At 62.6% G+C, this 20,246-nt stretch carries 18 protein-coding genes and 1 pseudogene; 9 read left to right on the forward strand and 10 right to left on the reverse strand.

Annotated features, from left to right (window positions below):
* The first annotated feature begins 190 nt into the window (after window positions 1–190).
* From ASD03_RS15850 to ASD03_RS15860, 3 genes are read left to right on the forward strand one after another with little or no spacing between them, the layout of a single operon-like run.
* Window positions 191–1,096, forward strand: coding sequence for an ATP-binding cassette domain-containing protein (locus ASD03_RS15850; RefSeq protein WP_025427320.1), 906 nt, complete (start codon window positions 191–193; stop codon window positions 1,094–1,096).
* On the forward strand, window positions 1,089–1,919 hold the full coding sequence (gene znuB / locus ASD03_RS15855; RefSeq protein ID WP_025427319.1) for a zinc ABC transporter permease subunit ZnuB: 831 nt from the start codon (window positions 1,089–1,091) through the stop codon (window positions 1,917–1,919). Before ASD03_RS15850 ends, znuB begins: the two co-directional genes overlap by 8 nt.
* Entirely contained in the window at window positions 1,919–2,314 is a 396-nt protein-coding gene (locus tag ASD03_RS15860) for a Fur family transcriptional regulator (RefSeq protein WP_025427318.1), read from the forward strand. Before znuB ends, ASD03_RS15860 begins: the two co-directional genes overlap by 1 nt.
* 98 nt (window positions 2,315–2,412) lie before the next feature.
* Here ASD03_RS15860 and ASD03_RS15865 read toward each other — a convergent pair whose 3' ends face one another.
* From ASD03_RS15865 to ASD03_RS15895, 7 genes are all read right to left on the reverse strand, one after another.
* Window positions 2,413–2,943, reverse strand: coding sequence for a gamma carbonic anhydrase family protein (locus ASD03_RS15865; protein ID WP_025427317.1), 531 nt, complete (start codon window positions 2,941–2,943; stop codon window positions 2,413–2,415).
* Between the two features lie 131 nt (window positions 2,944–3,074).
* Window positions 3,075–3,761 carry a fumarylacetoacetate hydrolase family protein gene (locus tag ASD03_RS15870; RefSeq protein ID WP_025427316.1) on the reverse strand — a complete coding sequence of 229 codons (687 nt, stop codon included), beginning with the start codon at window positions 3,759–3,761 and terminating at the stop codon, window positions 3,075–3,077.
* 67 nt (window positions 3,762–3,828) lie between these two features.
* Window positions 3,829–4,032 carry a hypothetical protein gene (locus tag ASD03_RS15875; RefSeq protein ID WP_025427315.1) on the reverse strand — a complete coding sequence of 68 codons (204 nt, stop codon included), beginning with the start codon at window positions 4,030–4,032 and terminating at the stop codon, window positions 3,829–3,831.
* Between the two features lie 371 nt (window positions 4,033–4,403).
* Window positions 4,404–4,643: a DUF982 domain-containing protein gene (locus ASD03_RS15880; protein ID WP_025427314.1), complete on the reverse strand. Its 240-nt coding sequence runs from the start codon at window positions 4,641–4,643 to the stop codon at window positions 4,404–4,406.
* 168 nt (window positions 4,644–4,811) lie between these two features.
* Complete coding sequence (locus ASD03_RS15885; protein ID WP_171519872.1) at window positions 4,812–5,051, reverse strand: hypothetical protein; 240 nt, start codon at window positions 5,049–5,051, stop codon at window positions 4,812–4,814.
* A 221-nt stretch (window positions 5,052–5,272) separates the two neighbouring features.
* Window positions 5,273–5,656: a hypothetical protein gene (locus ASD03_RS15890; protein WP_057208715.1), complete on the reverse strand. Its 384-nt coding sequence runs from the start codon at window positions 5,654–5,656 to the stop codon at window positions 5,273–5,275.
* Between the two features lie 162 nt (window positions 5,657–5,818).
* On the reverse strand, window positions 5,819–6,280 hold the full coding sequence (locus ASD03_RS15895) for a DUF3828 domain-containing protein (protein ID WP_057214286.1): 462 nt from the start codon (window positions 6,278–6,280) through the stop codon (window positions 5,819–5,821).
* Between the two features lie 452 nt (window positions 6,281–6,732).
* On the opposite strand from ASD03_RS15895, the gene dusA reads away from it, so the two are divergent.
* Window positions 6,733–7,824: a tRNA dihydrouridine(20/20a) synthase DusA gene (gene dusA / locus ASD03_RS15900; RefSeq protein ID WP_025427310.1), complete on the forward strand. Its 1,092-nt coding sequence runs from the start codon at window positions 6,733–6,735 to the stop codon at window positions 7,822–7,824.
* Between the two features lie 551 nt (window positions 7,825–8,375).
* Here dusA and ASD03_RS15905 read toward each other — a convergent pair.
* Window positions 8,376–8,588, reverse strand: coding sequence for a cold-shock protein (locus tag ASD03_RS15905; protein ID WP_025427309.1), 213 nt, complete (start codon window positions 8,586–8,588; stop codon window positions 8,376–8,378).
* Between the two features lie 1,087 nt (window positions 8,589–9,675).
* Here ASD03_RS15905 and ASD03_RS15910 point away from each other — a divergent pair.
* The 4 genes and pseudogenes from ASD03_RS15910 to ASD03_RS38995 form a co-directional block, all read left to right on the forward strand.
* A complete protein-coding gene (locus ASD03_RS15910) occupies window positions 9,676–10,245 on the forward strand; it encodes a J domain-containing protein (protein ID WP_107027611.1) in 570 nt (189 codons plus the stop codon).
* Between the two features lie 469 nt (window positions 10,246–10,714).
* Complete coding sequence (locus ASD03_RS15915) at window positions 10,715–11,437, forward strand: LssY C-terminal domain-containing protein (protein WP_025427307.1); 723 nt, start codon at window positions 10,715–10,717, stop codon at window positions 11,435–11,437.
* A gap of 284 nt (window positions 11,438–11,721) precedes the next feature.
* The gene (locus ASD03_RS15920; RefSeq protein ID WP_057208713.1) at window positions 11,722–12,477 is read left to right on the forward strand and encodes a DUF4239 domain-containing protein; all 756 of its coding nucleotides are present in this window, start codon (window positions 11,722–11,724) and stop codon (window positions 12,475–12,477) included.
* A gap of 54 nt (window positions 12,478–12,531) precedes the next feature.
* Window positions 12,532–12,669: pseudogene (locus tag ASD03_RS38995) on the forward strand (molecular chaperone DnaJ); the annotation flags it as partial.
* Window positions 12,670–13,244: 575 nt separating this feature from the next.
* On the opposite strand, the gene uvrB reads toward ASD03_RS38995, so the two are convergent.
* A complete protein-coding gene (uvrB, locus tag ASD03_RS15930) occupies window positions 13,245–16,283 on the reverse strand; it encodes an excinuclease ABC subunit UvrB (RefSeq protein ID WP_057214366.1) in 3,039 nt (1,012 codons plus the stop codon).
* 646 nt (window positions 16,284–16,929) lie between these two features.
* On the opposite strand from uvrB, the gene ASD03_RS15935 reads away from it, so the two are divergent.
* Window positions 16,930–17,997: a FecR domain-containing protein gene (locus ASD03_RS15935; RefSeq protein ID WP_025427303.1), complete on the forward strand. Its 1,068-nt coding sequence runs from the start codon at window positions 16,930–16,932 to the stop codon at window positions 17,995–17,997.
* A gap of 72 nt (window positions 17,998–18,069) precedes the next feature.
* Here the strand turns inward: ASD03_RS15935 and ASD03_RS15940 are convergent, their stop codons facing one another.
* Window positions 18,070–20,241, reverse strand: a complete 2,172-nt coding sequence (locus ASD03_RS15940; RefSeq protein WP_025427302.1) for an adenylate/guanylate cyclase domain-containing protein — start codon at window positions 20,239–20,241, stop codon at window positions 18,070–18,072.
* Window positions 20,242–20,246 lie beyond the last annotated feature (5 nt).

A 20,246-nucleotide genomic window follows, 5' to 3' on the forward strand; every position in this document is an offset into this window, starting at 1 on the left:
CTTGAATGTCACGCAAGGCCCTGAACCGACTATCGTTTTCGGCCAGGGACAGGCGCAGTTCGGACACTTGAAACACCGAGCACACGTCCGGTTGAACGTGTCGATGTTTCAATGTAATGTTATTACATCAATTGCGTTATGCTATAACGTGTGCGATAGCCAGTGGCAACCGCCAATCCGGAATTTTTTGATGCTGAATTTCCGATCCCCAGAAACGACACCGCTGGTGCGGTTGAACAATGCCGGCGTCAGCCGCAACGGCCGCTGGCTGGTGCGTGGCGTGGAGTTTTCCATCAGCCCGGGCGAGATCGTCACGCTGATCGGCCCCAATGGCTCTGGCAAGTCAACGACCGCGAAGACGGCGATCGGCGTGCTGAAGGCCGACGAAGGTTTTGTCGAGCGCAAGCCGGGCCTGAAGGTCGGCTATGTCCCGCAGAAGCTTGCAGTCGACTGGACGCTGCCCTTGACAGTCGAACGGCTGATGACGCTGACCGGCCCGCTGAAGGGCAGGGAGATCGAGGAGGCGCTGTCGGCGACCGGCGTTCTGCATCTGGCGAAAGCCGAGGTGCAGCATCTGTCGGGCGGTGAATTCCAGCGGGCGTTGCTCGCGCGGGCGATCGCCCGCAAGCCGGACCTGCTGGTGCTCGACGAACCGGTGCAGGGCGTCGACTTCAGCGGTGAGATCGCGCTCTACGAACTGATCAAGCAGATCCGCAACCGCACCGGCTGCGGCATCCTGCTGATCTCGCACGATCTGCATATCGTCATGGCCGAAACCGACACGGTCGTCTGCCTCAATGGCCATGTCTGCTGCCGCGGCACGCCGCAGGCCGTCAGCCAGAGCCCGGAGTACCAGAAGCTGTTCGGCAGGCGCGCTGCCAGCACGCTTGCGGTCTACAGCCACAATCACGACCACACGCATCTGCCTGACGGGCGCGTGCTGCATGCTGATGGTTCGATCACCGAGCACTGTTACCCGGGCGACGGCCATCACCACGACGAGGACGACAACGTGCATGACCATGGCGAGGATTGCGGCTGCGGCCACCACACCCGCCTGCATGGCTTCGAGGTGAAGGAGAAGCGCGATGCTTGACGATTTCTTCGTCCGGGCGCTGATCGCCGGCATCGGTATCGCCGTGATGGCGGGGCCGCTCGGCTGCTTCGTCATCTGGCGGCGCATGGCCTATTTCGGCGATACCATGGCGCATTCGGCGCTGCTGGGTGTGGCGCTGTCGCTGCTTCTCGATCTCAACCTGATGGTGGCGGTGTTCATCGTTGCGGCTGCCGTGTCGATATTACTGCTGTTCCTGCAGCGGCGCGGGGCGCTGTCGACCGATGCGCTGCTCGGCATCCTGTCGCATTCGGCGCTGTCGATCGGCCTCGTCATCGTCGCCTTCATGACCTGGGTGCGCATCGATCTCGTCGGCTTTCTCTTCGGCGACATTCTCGCTGTGTCGGAATCCGACATCGACATCATCTGGGGCGGCGGCATCCTGGTGATCTTCGCGATCGTCTATCTCTGGCGGCCGCTGCTGGCCTCCACGGTCAATCCTGAACTCGCCGAGGCCGAGGGCATGAAGCCGGAGCGGGCGCGGTTGTTCTTCATGCTGTTGATGGCGCTGGTGATCGCCATCGCCATGAAGATCGTCGGCATCCTCTTGATCACCTCGCTGCTGATCATCCCGGCGGCCACAGCCCGCCGCTTTGCGACGTCGCCGGAAATAATGGCGGTTCTTGCCTCGGTGATCGGTGCGCTTGCCGTTACCGGTGGGCTTTTCGGTTCGCTGCACTGGGACACGCCGTCGGGACCGTCTATCGTCGTTGCTGCACTTGCGCTTTTCGTACTGAGTCTGCTGCCGATCGGGCGGCGTCGGTTGGAGACAGCGTCTCATTCCACGCCTGGAGGGCATCATTGATGACGACCCCGCAACTGACCAAGAACCAGACGATGGTGATGAATGCGCTCAGCCATTCCGAAGGCCCCTTGAGCGCCTACACAATCCTCGACAAGCTGCGCGACCAGGGGTTTCGCGCGCCACTGCAGGTCTATCGCGCGCTCGACAAGCTGCTCGAGTATGGCCTCGTGCACCGGCTCGAAAGCCTCAACGCCTTCGTTGCCTGCACATGCCCGCACGAGCACGAGCATGATCACGGGGTCACGGCGTTTACGATCTGCGAGGGGTGTGGGCAGGTAACCGAGTTCCACGACACCGCGATCGAGCAGCGGTTGTCGGCGCTGACGCGTGCACAGAACTTCAAGACGGAAAAGACCACCATCGAGATCCGTGGTCACTGCCAGAGCTGCGCCTGACTGAGCGCGGCGGGCTCGTCGCGCTTAGAGCAATTCCAGGAAAAGTGCGAAGCGGTTTTCCGTCAGCGTTTTGTGACTCCGTTTAAACCGGAAACGCTCTAGTCGAGCTTCGTCAGCTGCATCGCATAGCGCTGCCAGTTCTTGACGTAGTGGCTGGCCGAGCGCTTCAGCCCTTCGACGGCGGCATCGTCAAGCGTGCGGATGGCCTTGGCGGGCGCGCCGACGATCAGCGAATTGTCGGGGAACTCCTTGCCCTCGGTCACCAGCGCATTTGCGCCGACCAGGCAGTTGCGGCCGATCTTCGCACCGTTCAGCACCGTTGCGCCCATGCCGATCAGCGAGTTGTCGCCGATGGTGCAGCCGTGGATGATGGCGCCATGACCGATGGTGCAGCCTTCGCCGATGGTCACGGGAAAGCCGGGGTCGACGTGAATGACGGTGTTTTCCTGGATATTGGTGCGGGCGCCGAGCCGGATCAGCTCGTTGTCGCCGCGCAGCGTGGCGCCGAACCAGATGCCGACATCCTCGCCGATTTCCACCTGGCCGATGATGTTGGCATCAGGCGCCACCCAGTAGCTGCCCTCAGTAGGCGTTTGCGGACGCAGCGGTCCAAGGGCATAGAGCGGCATCGGGCAATCCTTGTTGTTGGAGCATTCCCTGAAACCGCGTGCAGCGCTTCCTTTATCGGGAGATGCGTCAAGACAATGCGATGGGGCGCTTCCGCGATGCGTTCCGAAACGAAAGCGGAAGCGCTCCGATCTTAGAGAACGGTAACGGCAAGCGCCGCGACGCCATCGACGCCGCAGGTCACCGCGTCGCCGCGCACCACCGGACCGACACCCGAAGGGGTCCCGGTCATGATGATGTCGCCGGGGGCGAGCGTGAACAGCCGTGAAAGCTCCGAGATGACTTCGGGTATCTTCCAGATCATCTGCTCGAGATCGCCCTGCTGGCGTAGCTCGCCATTGACCTTCAGCCAGATATTGCCGTTGACGGGATGACCGATCGCCTCGACCGGCACGATCTCGGAAACAGGCGCCGAATGTTCGAAGGCCTTGGCCGCTGCCCAGGGCTTGCCCGCCTTCTTGGCCTCGGCCTGCAGGTCGCGGCGGGTGAAGTCGATGCCAACAGCATAGCCGTAGACGCAGTCGAGCGCCTGTTCGACAGGGATGTCGGCGCCGCCGCTTTTCAAGGCGACAACCAGCTCGACCTCATGGTGCACATCGGCCGTGCGCGGCGGATAGGGGAAGGTCTTATCGGCCACCAGCAGGTTGTCCGGGTTCTTCTGGAAGAAGAACGGCGGTTCGCGATCCGGGTCGTGACCCATCTCGATGGCGTGGGCCGCATAGTTGCGGCCCACGCAATAGACCCGGCGCACCGGAAAACCCACGAGGCTACCGGCGATCGGCAACAGGACGGGTGGTGAAGGTGGAATGACTGTTTGCATGATTGTCCGGCTGTTTCGAATCCCAGCCGGACGTTAACACCCTGTTCGGGTGCTGCAAGGGTTTATCTCAGGCGCAGCAGGCGTAGGCTTGCAACTGGGCGCGCGTGAGAAACCGTCCATCCGACCGAGAGTTCAGTTCCGGATGGCTGTATTCGAGGCTCGGTACTTGAAGTTCCAGGGCTTGGCGCACGGTCATGATGCCGACATCGCGACGATCGCCGTCGCGCTTCACACTGACTTCAACGATGCGATAGAGATTCTGCTCGCTCATGATATCTCTCCCGTTTTCGTTGTCCCTTTTTTCTGGGACATTATGCTTTTTCCCTTGATGGGACTCAGACGCTTCGAAATTGGTTTTTGTGAGGCACCTCATGATATAGCGCAGAGAAATGAAGGCTTCACGACAGAAATCGGGCCATTTCCGGGAAATTTGCGTGCTATTTGAAGATGCTGCGCCGAATCGGCACGGTAACTCCACCACCGGATGCCATGCTCAGGCACTGTCTGGGGCGCGATCGCGCCGCCGCAAGTCATTTCTTCCAAGAGGGCGCAGATGCCAATCAACAGGCCCTCCGGCGTGCTCTTCGCATGCCAACGGCAAGGGGCGAGTGCAGGGCACTCAATGCGGGTGGCAAATGCCTCTTAATGCGCTTTCAATTCGGCTTCATTTGCAGCCGAGATGAACAGCGATCGCGCTTCTTCCACCGTGCGACGGCCGTCGATGGCGGCGCGGCAGGCGCTGCGGGCGGCGACGTAACTCGGTCCGCGCCGCGGCCAATGGTCGGCAAGGCAGGCAAGCGCGTCTGACGGGCCCTTGACGGTGCGGACATCGCCCGTCACGAAGTCGAGTTCGATCGGCTGGTTCCAGATGATTTGATGCATGCGTCTCCTCCTCGAGATCATCTCAATGAATGTCGGCATCGCGACTGCTTGCGACAGGGCTCCTCCCACGCGGCAAGGGTCAACTGTGCTAATGTAGCGCAGGATAACGCTTTTGTAAGCAGCTTTTCCGGGTGCGTCTTGCCGAAGCACAACCGCTGGACTTCGCCCCTAGGCCGAGGTCGATGTCTCCGCCAAGCGTGAGGCGAACAAGCGGCCGACGACAAGCAGCAATTGCTCATTGGTCGTGCCGGCCAGATATTCGTCGATCAGCATGCGTGCATGGCGGCGGGCACGGGCGCTGTCGCGCGGCCAGTGTTGCTCGGCGCAGATGTTGTCGAAGACGCGCTGCAGCGTGTCGATATCAGGCTGCGACAGCGCGATACATTGTGTCGAGCGCAAAGGGTTCACGTCTTTCTCCCCCGGCACCCAAGCCCCGGTGCCCGGCGAACTATGCCATAACCCCCCATAATAGAACCCCTTGGGAATAAGGGGTTCGCGAAGCGGATTGGAGAGAAAGCTCGATCAGCGCCAGGCGCTCGTCTGGACGGGCAGGGCGAATTTCGAGCGCGGGCATCTCCGCCTTTCTGAAGCATTGCCGCGACGCTGGTGCCCGCAGCGCTGTCGCCGGTTCAGGCCGGTCCGACGCCTGCCACCTTGGTCTGGCGGCCGCCTTCCTCGATCCTGACATAGTCGGGTCCGATCCGGGCGAATTGGTCGCAGCGCCTGCCACCATCCTCGAAGGTGATGCAGACTTCGTCGCCCGCAATCGTGTAGGTTCCGCCGTCGCGCACTTCGTAATCGCGGTAGCCATATCGGCCGTCGGCAAAATAGGAGGAGACGACGCCGTTAATGGTGTAGCGCAGCGACTTGCCGACGATAAGGGCCTGAAGATCGGTGCCGGAGAGCGTCGGCACGGAAGGCGGTTTCGGCTTCGCGATCTCCTGATCCTCGAGCGCCACTGACTGGCAACCCGCGAGCTGGAGGGTGAGGAGTGCCACGATCGCACGTTTCATGCCGTCTTCCCTTGTTCCTGCCTTCTGTATCGATACAGGGACGCTGCCCTAATCGCCTGTGATACCGCCTGTCAAGCCGAAGATGCTTGCGTCTGGTTGTTTGCGCGGCCCGGCCACCTGCGAATTCGTTTCCGTGCTGCGGTTCGAGCCATATCTACCGCTTCAATATTGCGCGTTGGCGAAGATCTCGCTCAACGTCCACCGGGTATCGCCCTCGGTGCTTTCGATGTCGTCGACCTGCCAGTTTCCGGCTTCGTTCATCAGACTGTAGCGCAGGGTGACGGGCGCCGAAAAATTCTCGAAGCGCACGGTGACGACAGCGGATGGGCCGGTGATTTCGGCCTTGCCGATGCGCAGGTTGGCGATGTCCCAATCCTGCCCGTTGATGACGGGGTCGAAGCCGATGGCGCCGACCTCACCCTGGCTCTTCTCCGCGTCGGTCTCGTAAAGCTTGGTGAGATCGTTGGAGAAAAACGCGTCGCGCTCCGAGGTGTCGCCGTCGCCAAGATATGGCGCATAGAGCGCCTCGATGAGCGCGGTCGGGGACCTGAATGGCTGAGCCCAGGCGCCTGTTGCAACCGCCGTCGCAAGCCCCAGCACAAAAGCAAATGTGACATTTTGCATGAATGGTCCCCGATCGAGTCGCCTGTGATTTTTTATCAAGGATGACGGCTCGAGCGTGAGCCATTTTTGGTGCGTTTTTGCGCCCGGCTTTCCGGCCCCGCCGAACTGCCTCCGCCCGACGAAGGCTTCGGATGTCGCGACGCAAGTCTTGCAGGCGGCAGGGCGCAAGCCATCAAAGTCTGCCAGAAACTCTGGCGCGAAATGAAGCGTCTGTCGCAACAGCCCGTGGCGTTGCCGGCATTTCTGATCCGAAGCGTCCCGCCGTGCCGTTCGCGTGAGCAGCCACGCCCGATGACGGCGATCCGCAGCCAGGAGCCTTGCTGCCCGTCAAAGGCTCGCTTTCTTGCCTGCGCCATTATATAAGCCGGCAACGGTACAAGACGCTGGCCGTCGGCGGGCGCGTGGCCATCGCGCTGCCCTTTGCCGCCGCGAGCGAACAAGAGACAGAAGAAATGACTGAGAACGCAGCAAAATCTGCGGCCGGAAGAGCGTATTTCAAGGCTCCGATCTTCGCCGTGGCGCCGATGATCGACTGGACCGATCGGCACTACCGGTTTTTTGCGCGCCGGCTTTCGCGGCATGCGCTGCTCTATACCGAGATGATCGTCGCCGACGCGATCCTCAGGGGCGATCGGGTGAAGCTGCTCGGTTTTGATGCGTCGGAGCATCCGGTGGCGCTGCAGCTGGGCGGCAGCGATCCGCGCAAGATGGCGGAGGCGGCCCGCATTGCCGAAGCGTTCGGCTATGACGAAATCAACATGAATGTCGGCTGCCCGTCCGACCGGGTGCAATCCGGCACTTTTGGCGCCTGCCTGATGCAGGAGCCTGGCGTGGTGGCGGAATGCGTGGCGGCGATGAAGGCCACGGTCACGATCCCGGTGACGGTGAAATGCCGCATCGGCGTCGACGAGCAGGATCCGGAAGTGGCGTTGCGCGATCTGGTGTCGCGCGTCGTCGACGCCGGTACGGACGCGGTCTGGGTCCATGCCCGCAAAGCCTGGCTGCAGGGGCTCTCGCCCAAGGAAAACCGCGACATCCCGCCGCTCGACTACGCTCTCGTGCACCGGCTGAAGGCTGAAAACCCTAATCTTTTCATCGGCCTCAACGGCGGACTTCAGACTTTGAATCAGTCGCTTGACGAGCTCAAGCATCTCGATGGCGTGATGCTCGGTCGGGCCGCCTATCACGACAGCGCCATGCTTTCGTCGGTCGATGGCTTTTTCCCGCATCCGCTGACCGGCGCGCCGACGCTCATTCACGACGCTGCCGACTTCTCAGAGCGCGGCCACCGGCTGGACCTGTCCTTCTGGGCGGAATTGCGCGAAGCGATGGCCGATTATGCGGCCGGCCACATCGCCAATGGCGGCCGGCTCGCCCATGTCACGCGGCATATGGTCGGGCTGTTCCAGGGCTGGCCGGGTGCACGGCGCTACCGCCAGATCCTGTCGTCTGACGCCACCCGCCAAGGGGCTGGGCCGGAGGTCATCCACGCCGCCTTCGATGCCGTGTTCGAGGCGGCAGCCGCAAAGCAGGCGGCCGAGTAGGTCCGGAGACGTCGCGGAACGTCATCCTCTGCATGTCGCAGAGGGCCAGCGTCGGCACGGCCGGAATGTCTCACATGGCGACTAGGGACTGCGCCTACAGCTGCAACCTTGCGCCGCGGACGCGGCGCTGCTGGATTTCTGTGACGAGCACAGAAATGAGGGGCGACTTGTTCGAGGCAGAGCGGTGGCCCCGCTTGCTGGCCACATGGTGTGTTGTCGATCCTCACGGTGATCGAGAACGCCTGAGGCCAAATGAAAAGAGCTGGCGGACCCGCCAACATCGGCCGTCGTCCTCACACCGACGCGAGTCTCTCATTTGAGCCGGCGCCATACTCAGCCTTGAACCGCTGTCATCCTCGGCCTTGAGCCGATGATCCCCCTGGCCGCCCCGCGAATACTTGCGGATGCGGATGCCGAGGTCTCCTCGGTCGAAGCGAAGGCGGCTTCCGGCCAATGCGTCGGCACCCGCCCCGACACAAACCAACAGCCCAAACGAAAACGGCGCCCCCTGGGGAGCGCCGCTTCCAAAAAGTCCAGTCGGACGATCCGGCTTACGAAGCCTGGATGTTGACGGCCTTCGGGCCCTTGCCCATGCGGTCAGCTTCGGTGTCGAACGTGACAACCTGGCCGTCCTTCAGCGTAGCAAGGCCAGCGGCCTGTACAGCGGAGATGTGGACGAATACGTCCTTAGCGCCGCCGTCCGGCGTGATGAAACCAAAACCCTTGTCCTGGTTGAAGAATTTTACGGTGCCCTTAGTGGCCATGGAAGAAGTCCTTTTCCTTCAGTCTTAAAGCTATACCCGCGCCCCCGTGAGGATGTGGGTGTGTCGTCTTCCGCATACAAGCGGATAGGCGTCGAGTAGTCACGATAACGGGGAAAGAACGTCCATTTGCCGCTTCCGGCCGGCCCGGCAAGCCGGGCACAAAAGAGAAAGTCCAGTCTCCGGGATTGAAAACGCCCGAACGGTAGCAGCAGTGACAGTATTTGCAAAAAAACGCAAGAGCCATTCGCGCGGCTTATTTCGGGAAAATGTGCCGCCAACCACAGCATTCTCAGGGGTTTTGGGCTTCTGCAATTCAAAGCGCCACAGCGACCTTGGCGCGTCTGATTAGACGCGCGGCGCTGTAGCGGCTGCCGCTTGGTGCAGACGAACGGCGAGGGGACGCAGAGCCGGGCGGGCTATCGGCGAGCATGTTGCAGACTGCCGCGTTCCGGCCGCTGGATGATCGCGATCTTGGTGTCATTCCTCAGCGGGCAACCATCGCCGCTATCGGCAAAAGTGGAAGAGGCGACCAAGGTTTTGGGGCAGGCGCGTGCCGCAGAAAAGAGCGAAGGTCACCCGCGGCGGGCGGAGTGCGTGTGAGGGCCGTTGATGGCGACGTCCGTTGATTGTCGCGGCCACGCGCGGGCCGATAAGCAGCCGAACAAGCGGGCCGAACGCGCATCGGTTTCCGCGTGCGCCAAGGTGCGTCGCCCTTCGATGGGCCGCCTTCCGGCCATCGCTCCTGTTGCGGGCGACGCAGGTCACGTGGTCGGTTTGCGCCGTAACCATTGGTCCTGCATGGAAAAATCGGGGACGGCCCGTTTCCGACCACAATTTCGTCCCGACCACGGACGAACGTGCGCGCCGCCGCGTCGGAAGGGCGAGTGCTTCGGCGCGCCTCGACTTGATGAACGCGGCGCCCGGATGCGGTGATGATCCCATCACGCCGCATCAGCACTTGAACAAGTTTGGGATAACGCGCAGGCTTTACCGGTGATTGGTTCCGGTCTTCGGTTGCGTGCGTTAGGTCAGGCGGAGAAATCGGAATGCGAGACGAACAGGGGGCAGCGTGATCGATCCCTACGAGATGCTTGGCGTGGACCGCGACGCGAACGACCAGGCCATCCGCACGGCCTATCGCAAGGCGGCCAAGGCGGCCCATCCCGACTCGGGCGGCGATGCCGAGCAATTCGCCCGGCTGCAGGCGGTCTATGATCTCCTGAAGGATCCGGTGCGCCGCAAGGTCTTTGACGACACCGGCTACGACCCGCAGCTCGCCGAGCCGCGCGACCTCAAGGGCCTGATGATGCTGGAGACCCTGGTCAACGACTTCATTCTCGACGAGCGCGAGCCCGGCAGCTTCGACCCCGTCGCCGCCATGCGCCGCAAGCTTTCCGACGATATCGTCAAGAGCCGCTTCCACATCCTCGAGCTGGAGCGCCACCGCGCCCGCGTGCGAAAACACCTCGACCGCCTCGGCCGCCGGCCGGAAACCGACGTCCTCGGCTCGATGCTGCGCGCCCGCTCACGCTCGATCGCCGAGGCGATCAAGACCACCGAAGAGCAGATCAAGACGATCGAGCAGGCCTATGAAATGCTGGAAGGCTATTCCTACGAGCTGGAGGCGCTGGAGGTAAAGGCGCACGCCGCGGAGTAGCGCTGCTCGCATCTTGCCGCAGAAGGCAAGGGAGCCGTGCCGCTCGCCACTCGCGGCCCGACGCCGGCAGCCTGCGGACGTTCTGCCTCCAACTGGCCGTCACTGCGCTTGAAAACGCGGCGATCCGGTTCGCGTACAGCGCCGCGCGTCTTAATCAGACGCGCAAAGTCGCTGCAGCACTTTGAATGGCCGCCTGTTTTGCTATGGGCTTTGCGAGATGCAGGAATACTCGTCAACGGCGTGCAGCTGCAGCCGTCTGCACCATACTCGACGGTCGTTTTTGGGACACGCAAGGCGGTCGCGTCGGTTCAGAGCGCAGGGAATGAGTTTGCGGCGGTGGTGGCGGAACGGAGACGGGCTGGTGCAGGATCGGCATGACCATAACCACACGTTGCTTTCCTGGCTGTTTCAGGTTTAGCTGATATCGCCTTTAGCTGATATCACCGCACCGGGACTAGGGTGAACGCAGATGACCCGTCGCAGGAAACTTCATGCATCTCTGAGCGTCCTGGCGGTTGTGCTGGTCGCCTATCTGCTGGTCAGCTATTTCCTGCTGCCGGAGCTCTGGATCTTTCACGACAGGAGCCGGGTTGACGATTTTAGCGCCATGGTCACCACCACCGAGCAGGATATTCCCGGCGACCCTATCAACGTCGGCCTCGTTGGCTCCAAGGAACAGGTGATCCGCGCCTTCGCCGCGGCCGGCTGGGATCCGGCCGACAAGATAACCCTGCGATCCTCCGTCGACATCGGATTGAGCGTGGTGCTCGATCGGCCGGACCTCGATGCACCGGTCAGCCCTTTGTTCTTCGAGGGCCGGAAACAGGATCTGGCGTTTGAAAAGCCCGTCGGTAACAGCGCCGACGAGCGAAACCACGTGCGCTTCTGGCAGACCAAACATACCGGCTCGGATGGCAAGCCGCTTTGGCTCGGCTCGGCCAGCTTCGACCGCGGTGTCGGCTTCAGCCACGACACCGGCCAGATCACCCACCATATCGGCCCGAACCTGGACGCAGAGCGAGACTTGGTCATCGGCGATTTGCAAAAGGCCGGACAGGTTTCCTCGACCTACGACATCCCCGGCATAGGCGCCACCACGACCGGCCGCAACGGCGGTGGCGATCCCTATTTTACCGATGGCAAGGCGCTGGTTGGAGTGCTGGGGCAGGTGACGGCTGGCACTGGCGGCTAAAGCGTGGCCCGCAAGACGATGGCTCAAGCTCGGCGATGTCGTGAACTGACGACCGGGCTGCCGCGGATTCGAGACCGTCGGCCAACACCTCAGCCGTTGCGGACTTTGATAAAGTTCCTATCCTACAGCGCCGCGCATCTGACTAGATGGGCAAAGGTCGCTGTAGCACTTTGAACTGCTGCATGTTTCTTTAAAGCGAATAGGATTTAAGGAAACATGCAGTAGCCGCCCATGGGACGCGCCAGACGGACAGAGGGCAGTGGAATAACGGGAACGGGGCCGGAATGAGTGCGATCTTGATTGCCGTTGCCGCGTTCCTTTGCCTGAGTGTGGCGGCGCTTGGCATGATGCACCTCTATCCGAAGCTGCCGGCGCGTCATCGCGATGATGACACCAATACCGTCGTGCGGCTCGTTGCCAATATCTTCGTGGTCATGGCGTCGTTGGTCTTCGGCCTGATGATCAATTCGGCCAAGAATACGTTCGAGGGGATCGACGACAATGTGCATTCCTTCGCCATCAATCTGATCCTTCTCGACCGGACGCTCAGGACCTATGGCCTCGCCGGCAACGATGCGCGGCAATATCTGATCGCCTATGTAGAGGGGGTGATTGCCGATCCCGAAAGGGTCGACAATGTGCAGCACCAGGGACCCAATTCCACGCAACAGCGGCTGGATACGGTCGGTAACAGCCTCGCGGCCATTCAGCCCGCCGACAGCCTGCATGAATCCATGCTGGTGAGTGCCCGCCAGCAATATAACCGCATCGTCGAACAGCGCTGGACGATCGTCGAGCAATCGGAAGGCGCAATACCGATGCCCGTCATCGGCATGCTGATGGCGTGGATGACGCTGATCTTCGCCAGCTTCGGCTATCGCGCGCCGCAAAACGTCGTGGTCGTCGCCATGTTCGTGGTTTCGGCGATGTTCATCGCCGCCTCTGTCTATGTCGTGCTCGACATGGACATTCCGTTCACCGGCGCGATCCTGATTTCAGATGCGCCCCTGCATAGGGCGCTGGCGGAGATGAAGCTGTAGCGCGGAGCGGTGATGCATGCTGGGCTAGCCGCTGCCGTCCGCAAAGCTTTGCGCGATTCCGGGCAATTTGCCCGGCTGCAGGCGGCCTGCGTTCTCCTGAAGGATCTGGTGCGCCGGAAGATCCATGCCGACACCGGCTACGATCCGCAACTCGCCGAGCCGCGCGACCTCAAGGGCCTGATGATGCAGGAGCTTGATAGGCACAGGGGGGGTGGAGTTGAATTAGCCAGCCCATCATTCGATTAAGACGTGCGGGGGTACTCAAGCCATCGGGCCGGAGCGCGGTCTTATGGAAAGCTAAAGCAGAGGAAGCCCACGTGGCCGCATAAGGCAGTCCTGTTTGGCCAGGCCGCCTGAGGCGACGGAACTGGATGAGTTCAGTTCTGCCGAATGATTGACGACTCTGCGGCTGCTCTCCCAAAAAGAACTATGCTTTGATGTAGCGGAAGTTAAACGCAGATGCGTTCTCATTTACGGGTTTGATTCGACCGGAACCTCTCAGTTTCTGGAGTGCCAATTTAACTTTCTGCATATCATCCTCGCCGCGCGGTCATCTCGTCTGGTCAGGTCACGTCGACAAGATACTCATAGAAGTGGATCCCAAGCTTGACGCCAGCGATAGGCTTTGCAACCCGCGCCGCCCTCACATTGAATGGCGCTGCGCCTTGAGAAAGGTCCTATCCTTGGCGCGTCTGGTTCGCGCATACTGGGCGTGGTGTGATGAGAGCTGCGCCGGGATAACGCAAACTTGTTCGCCGTTGCCGACGCTACTTCCCCGGCCGCCCCGTCTTGCCCTTCGTCCGCCCCTTCTGACGCTTTTCGTCGACGGGGTCTTCATAGGAACCGACGCCCGGTTTGGCGCGGATGAGCGGCTTGTCCGGCACCTTGCCGATGACGGGTTTTTCGGTGCGGCCGACAGTCATTTCGTCGAGGCTGTTCTTGCGGAAGAGCGACTGGCTCTCGGCATCCTTGCGGCCGGCCGGCGTTGCCACGTCGCGGCCCATTTCGTCGAGTTCGGGCTTGCGAAACAGCGGGCGTTCGGTGTCGGTGCCCGGACCCATGTCGTCGAGCGACGGTTTCTGGAACAGGGAATTGTCGTCCGCGATGGTGGTGGGTCCTCGGCTCAAGGCTGAGGATGACGGCGAGGGGGAGGCCTTACCGCTATTTGGTGCCGTTGCCTTTTTCCGCCCCGTTCCACCTTCGATCGCCTTGGCTTCTTCCCGTGCCATCGGGTCGTCCATGGCGGCGAGTTCGGCGGCTTTGAGGCGCTTGATCTCGTCGCGCAGGCGGGCGGCCTTTTCGAAGTCGAGGTCGGCGGCGGCGTCGCGCATCTGCTTTTCCAGCGCGTTGAGGTGCGCCTGGAGGTTGTTGCCGACGAGGTGGCCGCCATCGGCAAAGCCCTTGCCGGCGACGCCGGAGATGTCGGCGCGCACGTGGTCCTTCTCGTAGACCGAGTCGAGGATGTCGGAGATCTTTGCCTTTACTGATTCCGGCGTGATGCCGTTGGCCTCGTTAAAGGCCATCTGCTTTTCGCGGCGGCGGCTGGTTTCGTCCATGGCGCGCTGCATCGACCCGGTGATCTGGTCGGCATAGAGGATGACCTTGCCGTCGACGTTACGCGCGGCACGGCCGATGGTCTGCACCAGCGACGTCTCCGAGCGCAAAAAGCCTTCCTTGTCGGCGTCGAGGATGGCGACGAAGCCGCATTCGGGAATGTCGAGGCCTTCGCGCAGGAGGTTGATGCCGACGAGCACGTCGAAAGCACCCAAACGAAGATCGCGGATGATCTCGATGCGCTCCAGCGTGTCGATGTCGGAGTGCATGTAGCGGACGCGAATGCCCTGTTCGTGCAGGTATTCGGTCAGGTCCTCGGCCATGCGCTTGGTCAGCACCGTCACCAGCGTGCGGTAGCCGGCAGCGGCCGTCTCGCGGATTTCGCCCAGCACGTCGTCGACCTGGGTTTTCGCCGAGCGCACTTCCACCGGCGGATCGATCAGGCCGGTCGGGCGGATGACCTGTTCGGCAAAGACACCGCCGGACTGCTCCATTTCCCAGCTGCCGGGCGTGGCCGAAACCGAGACGGTGTCGGGGCGCATGGCGTCCCATTCCTCGAAGCGCAGCGGACGGTTGTCCATGCACGAGGGCAGGCGGAAGCCGTATTCGGCCAGCGTCGCCTTTCGGCGGAAGTCGCCGCGATACATGCCACCGATCTGGCTGACGGAGACGTGGCTCTCGTCGATGAACAGCAGCGCGTTGTCGGGGATGTATTCGAACAGCGTCGGCGGCGGCTCGCCGGGATTGCGGCCGGTGAGGTATCGCGAATAGTTCTCGATGCCGGCGCAGGAGCCGGTGGCCTCCAGCATTTCGATGTCGTAGCGGGTGCGCTGCTCCAGCCGCTGGGCTTCGAGGAGGCGGCCGCCCTTTTCCAACTCGGCCAGCCGGTGCTTCAGCTCTTCCTTGATCGCCTTGATGGCGCCGTTCAGCGTCGGGCGCGGGGTGACGTAGTGCGAGTTGGCGTAGATTTTTACCGATTTCAGGTCGCCGGTCTTCTGGCCGGTCAGCGGATCGAACTCGGTGATGGCGTCGATCTCGTCGCCGAACATGGAGATGCGCCAGGCGGCATCTTCCAAGTGGGCCGGAAAGATTTCGATGGTATCACCGCGCACGCGAAACGAGCCGCGCTGGAAATCCATGTCGCGGCGCTTGTATTGCTGCGCCACCAGGTCGGCCAGCAGCTGCCGCTGGTCGAGCGTGTCACCGACGCTCATCTGGAAGGTCATGGCGGTATAGGTCTCGACCGAGCCGATACCGTAGATGCACGAGACCGAGGCGACGATGATGCAGTCGTCGCGCTCCAGCAGCGAGCGGGTGGCCGAGTGGCGCATGCGGTCGATCTGCTCGTTGATCGAGGATTCCTTCTCGATGAAGGTGTCCGAGCGCGGCACGTAGGCTTCCGGCTGGTAGTAGTCGTAATAGGAGACGAAGTACTCGACCGCGTTGTCGGGGAAGAAGTTCTTGAACTCGGAATAGAGCTGGGCGGCCAAGGTCTTGTTGGGCGCGAGGATGACGGCGGGGCGCTGGGTCGCCTCGATCACCTTGGCCATGGTGAAGGTCTTGCCCGAGCCGGTGACGCCGAGCAGCACCTGGCTGCGCTCGCCGGAGGCAAGGCCCTCGACGAGATCGGCGATCGCCGTCGGCTGATCGCCGGCGGGCTCGTAGTCGGAGACCATGCGGATCTCGATGCCGCCTTCGGATTTCGGCGGCCGGGCAGGGCGGTGCGGCGTCCAGAGCTTGCCGTCCTTGAACAGCGGATTGCCGCTCTCGATCAGCGCCGACAGCGCCTCCACGGTGGCGGTGACGCCGGAAGTGGACAGCTTGTCGGCATCCTCAAGCGACACGTCGAGGCCGGCGACCGGATTGAGGCCCGCCGCGGCGCGCGTCTTCGGGTCGGTCGTGCCGCCCATGGACGTCCCGCGGGACGTCCTTCCGCTCACGCTGTCGGCGCCTTGCGCCTTCGCTCCGCGTGGGCCTCGCAGTGGCTCGGACGCCCCTTCGGGCTTGCGGCCTGCGGCCGATTTCGCGGCGATCTCCACCTTCTTGCGGTGCTTGCCGGCCTTGGAGGCGACCTCGCGCTGGCTCTCGAAGGCGGAAGCCTCGGCATCGGCCTCGAGCTGTTTCACCCAATCGGAGACGTTGCCGGATAGCGGCGTTCCCGACAGCGGCGCCTGCGGGGCTTCCTCGAAGCCGCCGGGCACTGTGGTTTTCCTGGGGGGATTTTTTGCAGACTTCTTCGGATCCTGGGCCATGGCGGGAATATGGACAGAGTCATAACGAAAATAAAGGGGGAATGAGTACAAAAGGGAAACGAAATGCATGGATTCTTCCGGGTGTTTACCGGTCCTGGGGCGACGGTTTGCCCATGTCGGTGGCCGAGCTTGCCCGCCAACGGGGAGAGGTAGTCTGCGGGCGCATGTGCGACCCCCGATCTAGCAAGATCAACTGGAGCTTGCAGTCGTTCCAACTGCTGCATCTTGCCGTCATCGGTTCCGGCTCAAGAAAACAGCCGGCAATGACGCCAGTCGCAGCTGAAAGCGCGACGCTTGCATCGTGTGCATCTTGGCTTCCCTATGGCCCGGCGGAAGCAGACTACCAGCCCGTTCGCCTTGGCCAGGCAATGCCCACCGTTTCCTCGTCTTCCTGTCGGCTCACGGCAGCTTTCGACGGGTGACTTCCGGTGTGTCGGTGCATTGAGTTGTCTATCTGGCGTTGTATTTGCGCCTGCCGTTCGTGAGGCAACATGCCCGGCGCATCTGGCGTTTTGGACGTATTGTTTTCGCGCCGGCAACGGGGAGGGGTTAGCTTTTGCTAGTTCTGGTTGCCGCCGGTTACCTCGAATGGGCGAGCAGACATCCGGCCATGCCGCGTGGTAAAAAGAGTGGTTTGGAGGGGCTCATGTCGCGTTTGCGCAGTGCCGCACTCATCGCTGTTAGTGCCACGCTTTTTTGTCCAGTGCCGAGCTTTACTGCCGAGCCCATTGGCCAGGCAGTCTCGATCAGGACGGAAGTCTCCGGCAAGAGTGGTCCGTTGGCGGTCAGGGACCCGGTCTACCGGGATGAACGGATCCGGACGTCAAAGTCCGGCCTTGGACAATTCGTCTTTCAGGACGGGACCAAGCTGGCTGTCGGCTGGGGATCATCCGTGGTCATCGATCAGTTCGTCTATGACGGCAGCAAGTCGGTGAAGAAACTGACGATCATGGCCGCCAAGGGAACCTTTCGCTGGGTCAGCGGCAAATCCAAACATTCGGCTTACGAAATCGTCACGCCGGCCGGCACCATCGGCGTGCGCGGCACGGCGTTCGATTTTTATGTCGGCAGCGATGGAACGACCGCGATGGTGCTGCTCAGCGGCGCGGCGAGCTTCTGCGGCGCCGGCGGATGTCGCCAGCTGACGCAGCGCTGCGACTGTGTGGTGGCAAAGCCCGGCGGCGCCGTCAGCCAGGCCAGCCGTGTCAACCGCCGTACGCTGCAAGCACTCGGCAACGCCCAGGCCTTGCCGTTCTTGTCTGGCGGCCAGCGGCTTTCCGGCGCCATGGGTTGGGCCGGAGGCGGCTGCGGGCTACGGGCTGCAATCCAGCGCGAGAGTTCTCCGGCGCAGCAACCGGATCCGGTCGTCCGCGAAGAGCCTAAGCCGGAAACGCCGCGACCACAAAAGCAGCTTCGCGAACAGGGCCATGACAAGCATGATCGAGGTGTGAAGCACGATCGAGGTGAGAAGCATGATCGCGGTGGCGAGAAGCACGACCAGGGCCGCGACAAGCAGGATCAAGGCGGCGACAATCAGGATCAGGGCGGCGACAACAACGACACCGGACCTGGCAGCACGGAACAGAGCAGCGGCAATCAGACCAACGGCACTCAGAGCAGCGCCGGCCAGAACGTCGGCGCCCAGAGTGGCGGCAACAGCCAGGATGGCGGCAAACGCGGCGGTGGCGACCGTGGTCGCAACACCGGTGAGTAGCAGGAGACCGCGCAATAGGTGCCCCACCGGGCTGCCAAACGCGTCCTTGATGGTGACAATGACGATTGATCGCTACTCGGCGATTCGGCTTTCCTGCTCGGCGGGAACATCGATGAAATGCTCCGCCCGGCGAGTGATCCTGCCGTAGAAGGTCACCAGACCCGGCGTGATCGCCGCCGCCTTGAGCTTGGCGGCATTGGCCAGGCTGCGGCTGGTCGAGGCGCGTGCACGCAGGTTTTCGATCAGCCTCGAATGTAGTCTGTGCAACTCACCGAAGTCGAGCGAAGAGGCGACGCCTTCGTCGCCGGCGACGGCAAAGAGCCGGGTTCGCGTCGTCTTTCCCTTCAGCCCCAGGGCGCCTGCTTCCAGCAGCGCGCAACCGGGCAGCGCCTGCGCCGTCGCTTCCGATACGAGAATGTCGAAGCTCACCTCCTTGCACGCCGCCTCGATGCGGGCGGCGATGTTGACCGTGTCGCCAACAGCCGAATAGTTGAAGCGCGTCTCGGCGCCCATGTTGCCGACACAGGCGATCCCCGTATGGATACCGATGCCGATACCGACCGCCTGCGTCGCGCCGAAACCGAAGGCGTCGTCGGCATTGAGCCGCGCCAAGGTCTCACGCATGCCGAGCGCTGCCCGCAGCGCCTTTCGCGGATGGTTGGCGACATCGACCGGTGCGTTCCAGAAGGCCATGATCGAATCGCCGATGAACTTGTCGAGCGTGCCCTCATTGGCAATGACGTGCCGGCTCAGCGCATCGAGCAGGGTGTTGAGAAAGGTAACGACATCGGTCGGCGCCATGCGCTCGCTGATCTCGGTGAAGCTGCGCACGTCGACGAACATGACCGTCAGTTCTCGATCGTCGCCGCCGAGCCGAAGGGCGTTGCGATTGTGTTCGATCCGATAGAGCAACGACGGTGAGAGATAGCGGCCGAAGGCCTGGCGAACCTCGCGGCGCTCGCGGTCGGTGACGAGGAAGCGGAACGCCGTGGCCGAAAAATGGGTGATGGACGCCGCAAGGATCGGCGCCAGCGGATCGAAGAGCAGGCCGGCATAGGCGAACGCGACCCATGAGGCGACGAGCGCCAGCGCCGTGATCGCCATGCCGCAGGCAAGCGCCATGACGGGACTGACGAAAGTCGTCAACAGCACGAGCAGGCAGCCGGCAATCGCAATCGCCAGGATTTCCAGGCCATTGGCCCAGTCCGGGCGAGAGAGATAGTGGCCGGAGAGGATCTGCTCGACGATCTGGGCATGCAGCGAGACGCCGGGAACATTCTGGCCGAGCGCCGTCGTGCGAACGTCCTGCAGGCCGGCGGCGGAGGTGCCGATGAACACGATGCTGCCTTCGATTGCCGCGCTGACGTCGGGAGACATGTCTCCATCCTCGAGAATGCGCCGTGCGGAGACATAGCGCTCGGTTGTATCGGGACTGACGTAGAGCCAGAGTTCGCCGGCGGCGGTCAAGGGCACGACGAAATCGCCGATCTTGGCAGCCGTCATCGTATCGGGCAGGTCGGGCGCGCCGGCGATGACATAGGTCGATGCGCCTTGCGCCACACGCAGCGCCTCCATTGCGAGACTAGGGTAGAGTTGCTGGCCGTCGCTCAGGAACAGGGGCACCGCTCGCACGACGGCCGAGGAGTCGCTGGGGTTGAGGCTGATATGGCCAAGACCGGCGGCATTGCTCTCCAGTTGCGGTCGCAGCGGCGTGGCCGACAGAATGCGCGGCGGTGCGCCGATCGGACTTTCGCCGGTGAAGGCGAAGCCCGCCTTGACCGGCGGCAGGTAGCTTCCTTCGTTGGTCAACCCGAAGCCGAGGACGACGGGCTTTTCCGCGATCGACTGTGCAAAGACCTCGTCATTGTCGGGCAGGCGCTCAAGCAGCGTGGGATCGATCTCCGGCACGTCGCGCAATACGTTGCGTGGCGACAGCCGATCCGGCTCGGCAAACAGGATGTCGAAGGCGATCGCCGACGCCCCCATCTCCGCCAGCCTGTCCGTCAGCTTCGCCAGCCGGTCTCGCGGCCAGGGCCATTGCCCGAAGGCGCGCAGCGAGGCTTCGTCGATATCGACGACCTTGACCGGCATCGGCTCGTAGGCGCGCGGGGACAGCCGCTGATATTCGTCGAAGGTGACGTCGCGCGCCTGTTTCAGAAGCTGCGGATCGCTGGCGCGCAGCAATGTCAGGACTACCACGACGGCCAGACCGATCACGACGCCGAGCTGTTGCGCACGTGTCATGGCGC

It is taken from the genome of Ensifer sp. Root127 (assembly GCF_001425225.1).
In the GTDB taxonomy this organism is placed as follows: domain Bacteria; phylum Pseudomonadota; class Alphaproteobacteria; order Rhizobiales; family Rhizobiaceae; genus Ensifer; species Ensifer canadensis.

What these genes read in the sequence shown, in the direction of transcription:
- ASD03_RS15940 (WP_025427302.1), bottom strand. Translation starts at nt 20,241, where the DNA reads ATGACACGTGCGCAACAGCTCGGCGTCGTGATCGGTCTGGCCGTCGTG.
- ASD03_RS15865 (WP_025427317.1), bottom strand. Translation starts at nt 2,943, where the DNA reads ATGCCGCTCTATGCCCTTGGACCGCTGCGTCCGCAAACGCCTACTGAG.
- ASD03_RS15870 (WP_025427316.1), bottom strand. Translation starts at nt 3,761, where the DNA reads ATGCAAACAGTCATTCCACCTTCACCACCCGTCCTGTTGCCGATCGCC.
- ASD03_RS15860 (WP_025427318.1), top strand. Translation starts at nt 1,919, where the DNA reads ATGACGACCCCGCAACTGACCAAGAACCAGACGATGGTGATGAATGCG.
- ASD03_RS15935 (WP_025427303.1), top strand. Translation starts at nt 16,930, where the DNA reads ATGTCGCGTTTGCGCAGTGCCGCACTCATCGCTGTTAGTGCCACGCTT.
- ASD03_RS15875 (WP_025427315.1), bottom strand. Translation starts at nt 4,032, where the DNA reads ATGAGCGAGCAGAATCTCTATCGCATCGTTGAAGTCAGTGTGAAGCGC.
- ASD03_RS15910 (WP_107027611.1), top strand. Translation starts at nt 9,676, where the DNA reads ATGCTTGGCGTGGACCGCGACGCGAACGACCAGGCCATCCGCACGGCC.
- ASD03_RS15895 (WP_057214286.1), bottom strand. Translation starts at nt 6,280, where the DNA reads ATGCAAAATGTCACATTTGCTTTTGTGCTGGGGCTTGCGACGGCGGTT.
- ASD03_RS15850 (WP_025427320.1), top strand. Translation starts at nt 191, where the DNA reads ATGCTGAATTTCCGATCCCCAGAAACGACACCGCTGGTGCGGTTGAAC.
- ASD03_RS15880 (WP_025427314.1), bottom strand. Translation starts at nt 4,643, where the DNA reads ATGCATCAAATCATCTGGAACCAGCCGATCGAACTCGACTTCGTGACG.
- dusA (WP_025427310.1), top strand. Translation starts at nt 6,733, where the DNA reads ATGACTGAGAACGCAGCAAAATCTGCGGCCGGAAGAGCGTATTTCAAG.
- ASD03_RS15915 (WP_025427307.1), top strand. Translation starts at nt 10,715, where the DNA reads ATGACCCGTCGCAGGAAACTTCATGCATCTCTGAGCGTCCTGGCGGTT.
- ASD03_RS15905 (WP_025427309.1), bottom strand. Translation starts at nt 8,588, where the DNA reads ATGGCCACTAAGGGCACCGTAAAATTCTTCAACCAGGACAAGGGTTTT.
- znuB (WP_025427319.1), top strand. Translation starts at nt 1,089, where the DNA reads ATGCTTGACGATTTCTTCGTCCGGGCGCTGATCGCCGGCATCGGTATC.
- uvrB (WP_057214366.1), bottom strand. Translation starts at nt 16,283, where the DNA reads ATGGCCCAGGATCCGAAGAAGTCTGCAAAAAATCCCCCCAGGAAAACC.
- ASD03_RS15890 (WP_057208715.1), bottom strand. Translation starts at nt 5,656, where the DNA reads ATGAAACGTGCGATCGTGGCACTCCTCACCCTCCAGCTCGCGGGTTGC.
- ASD03_RS15920 (WP_057208713.1), top strand. Translation starts at nt 11,722, where the DNA reads ATGAGTGCGATCTTGATTGCCGTTGCCGCGTTCCTTTGCCTGAGTGTG.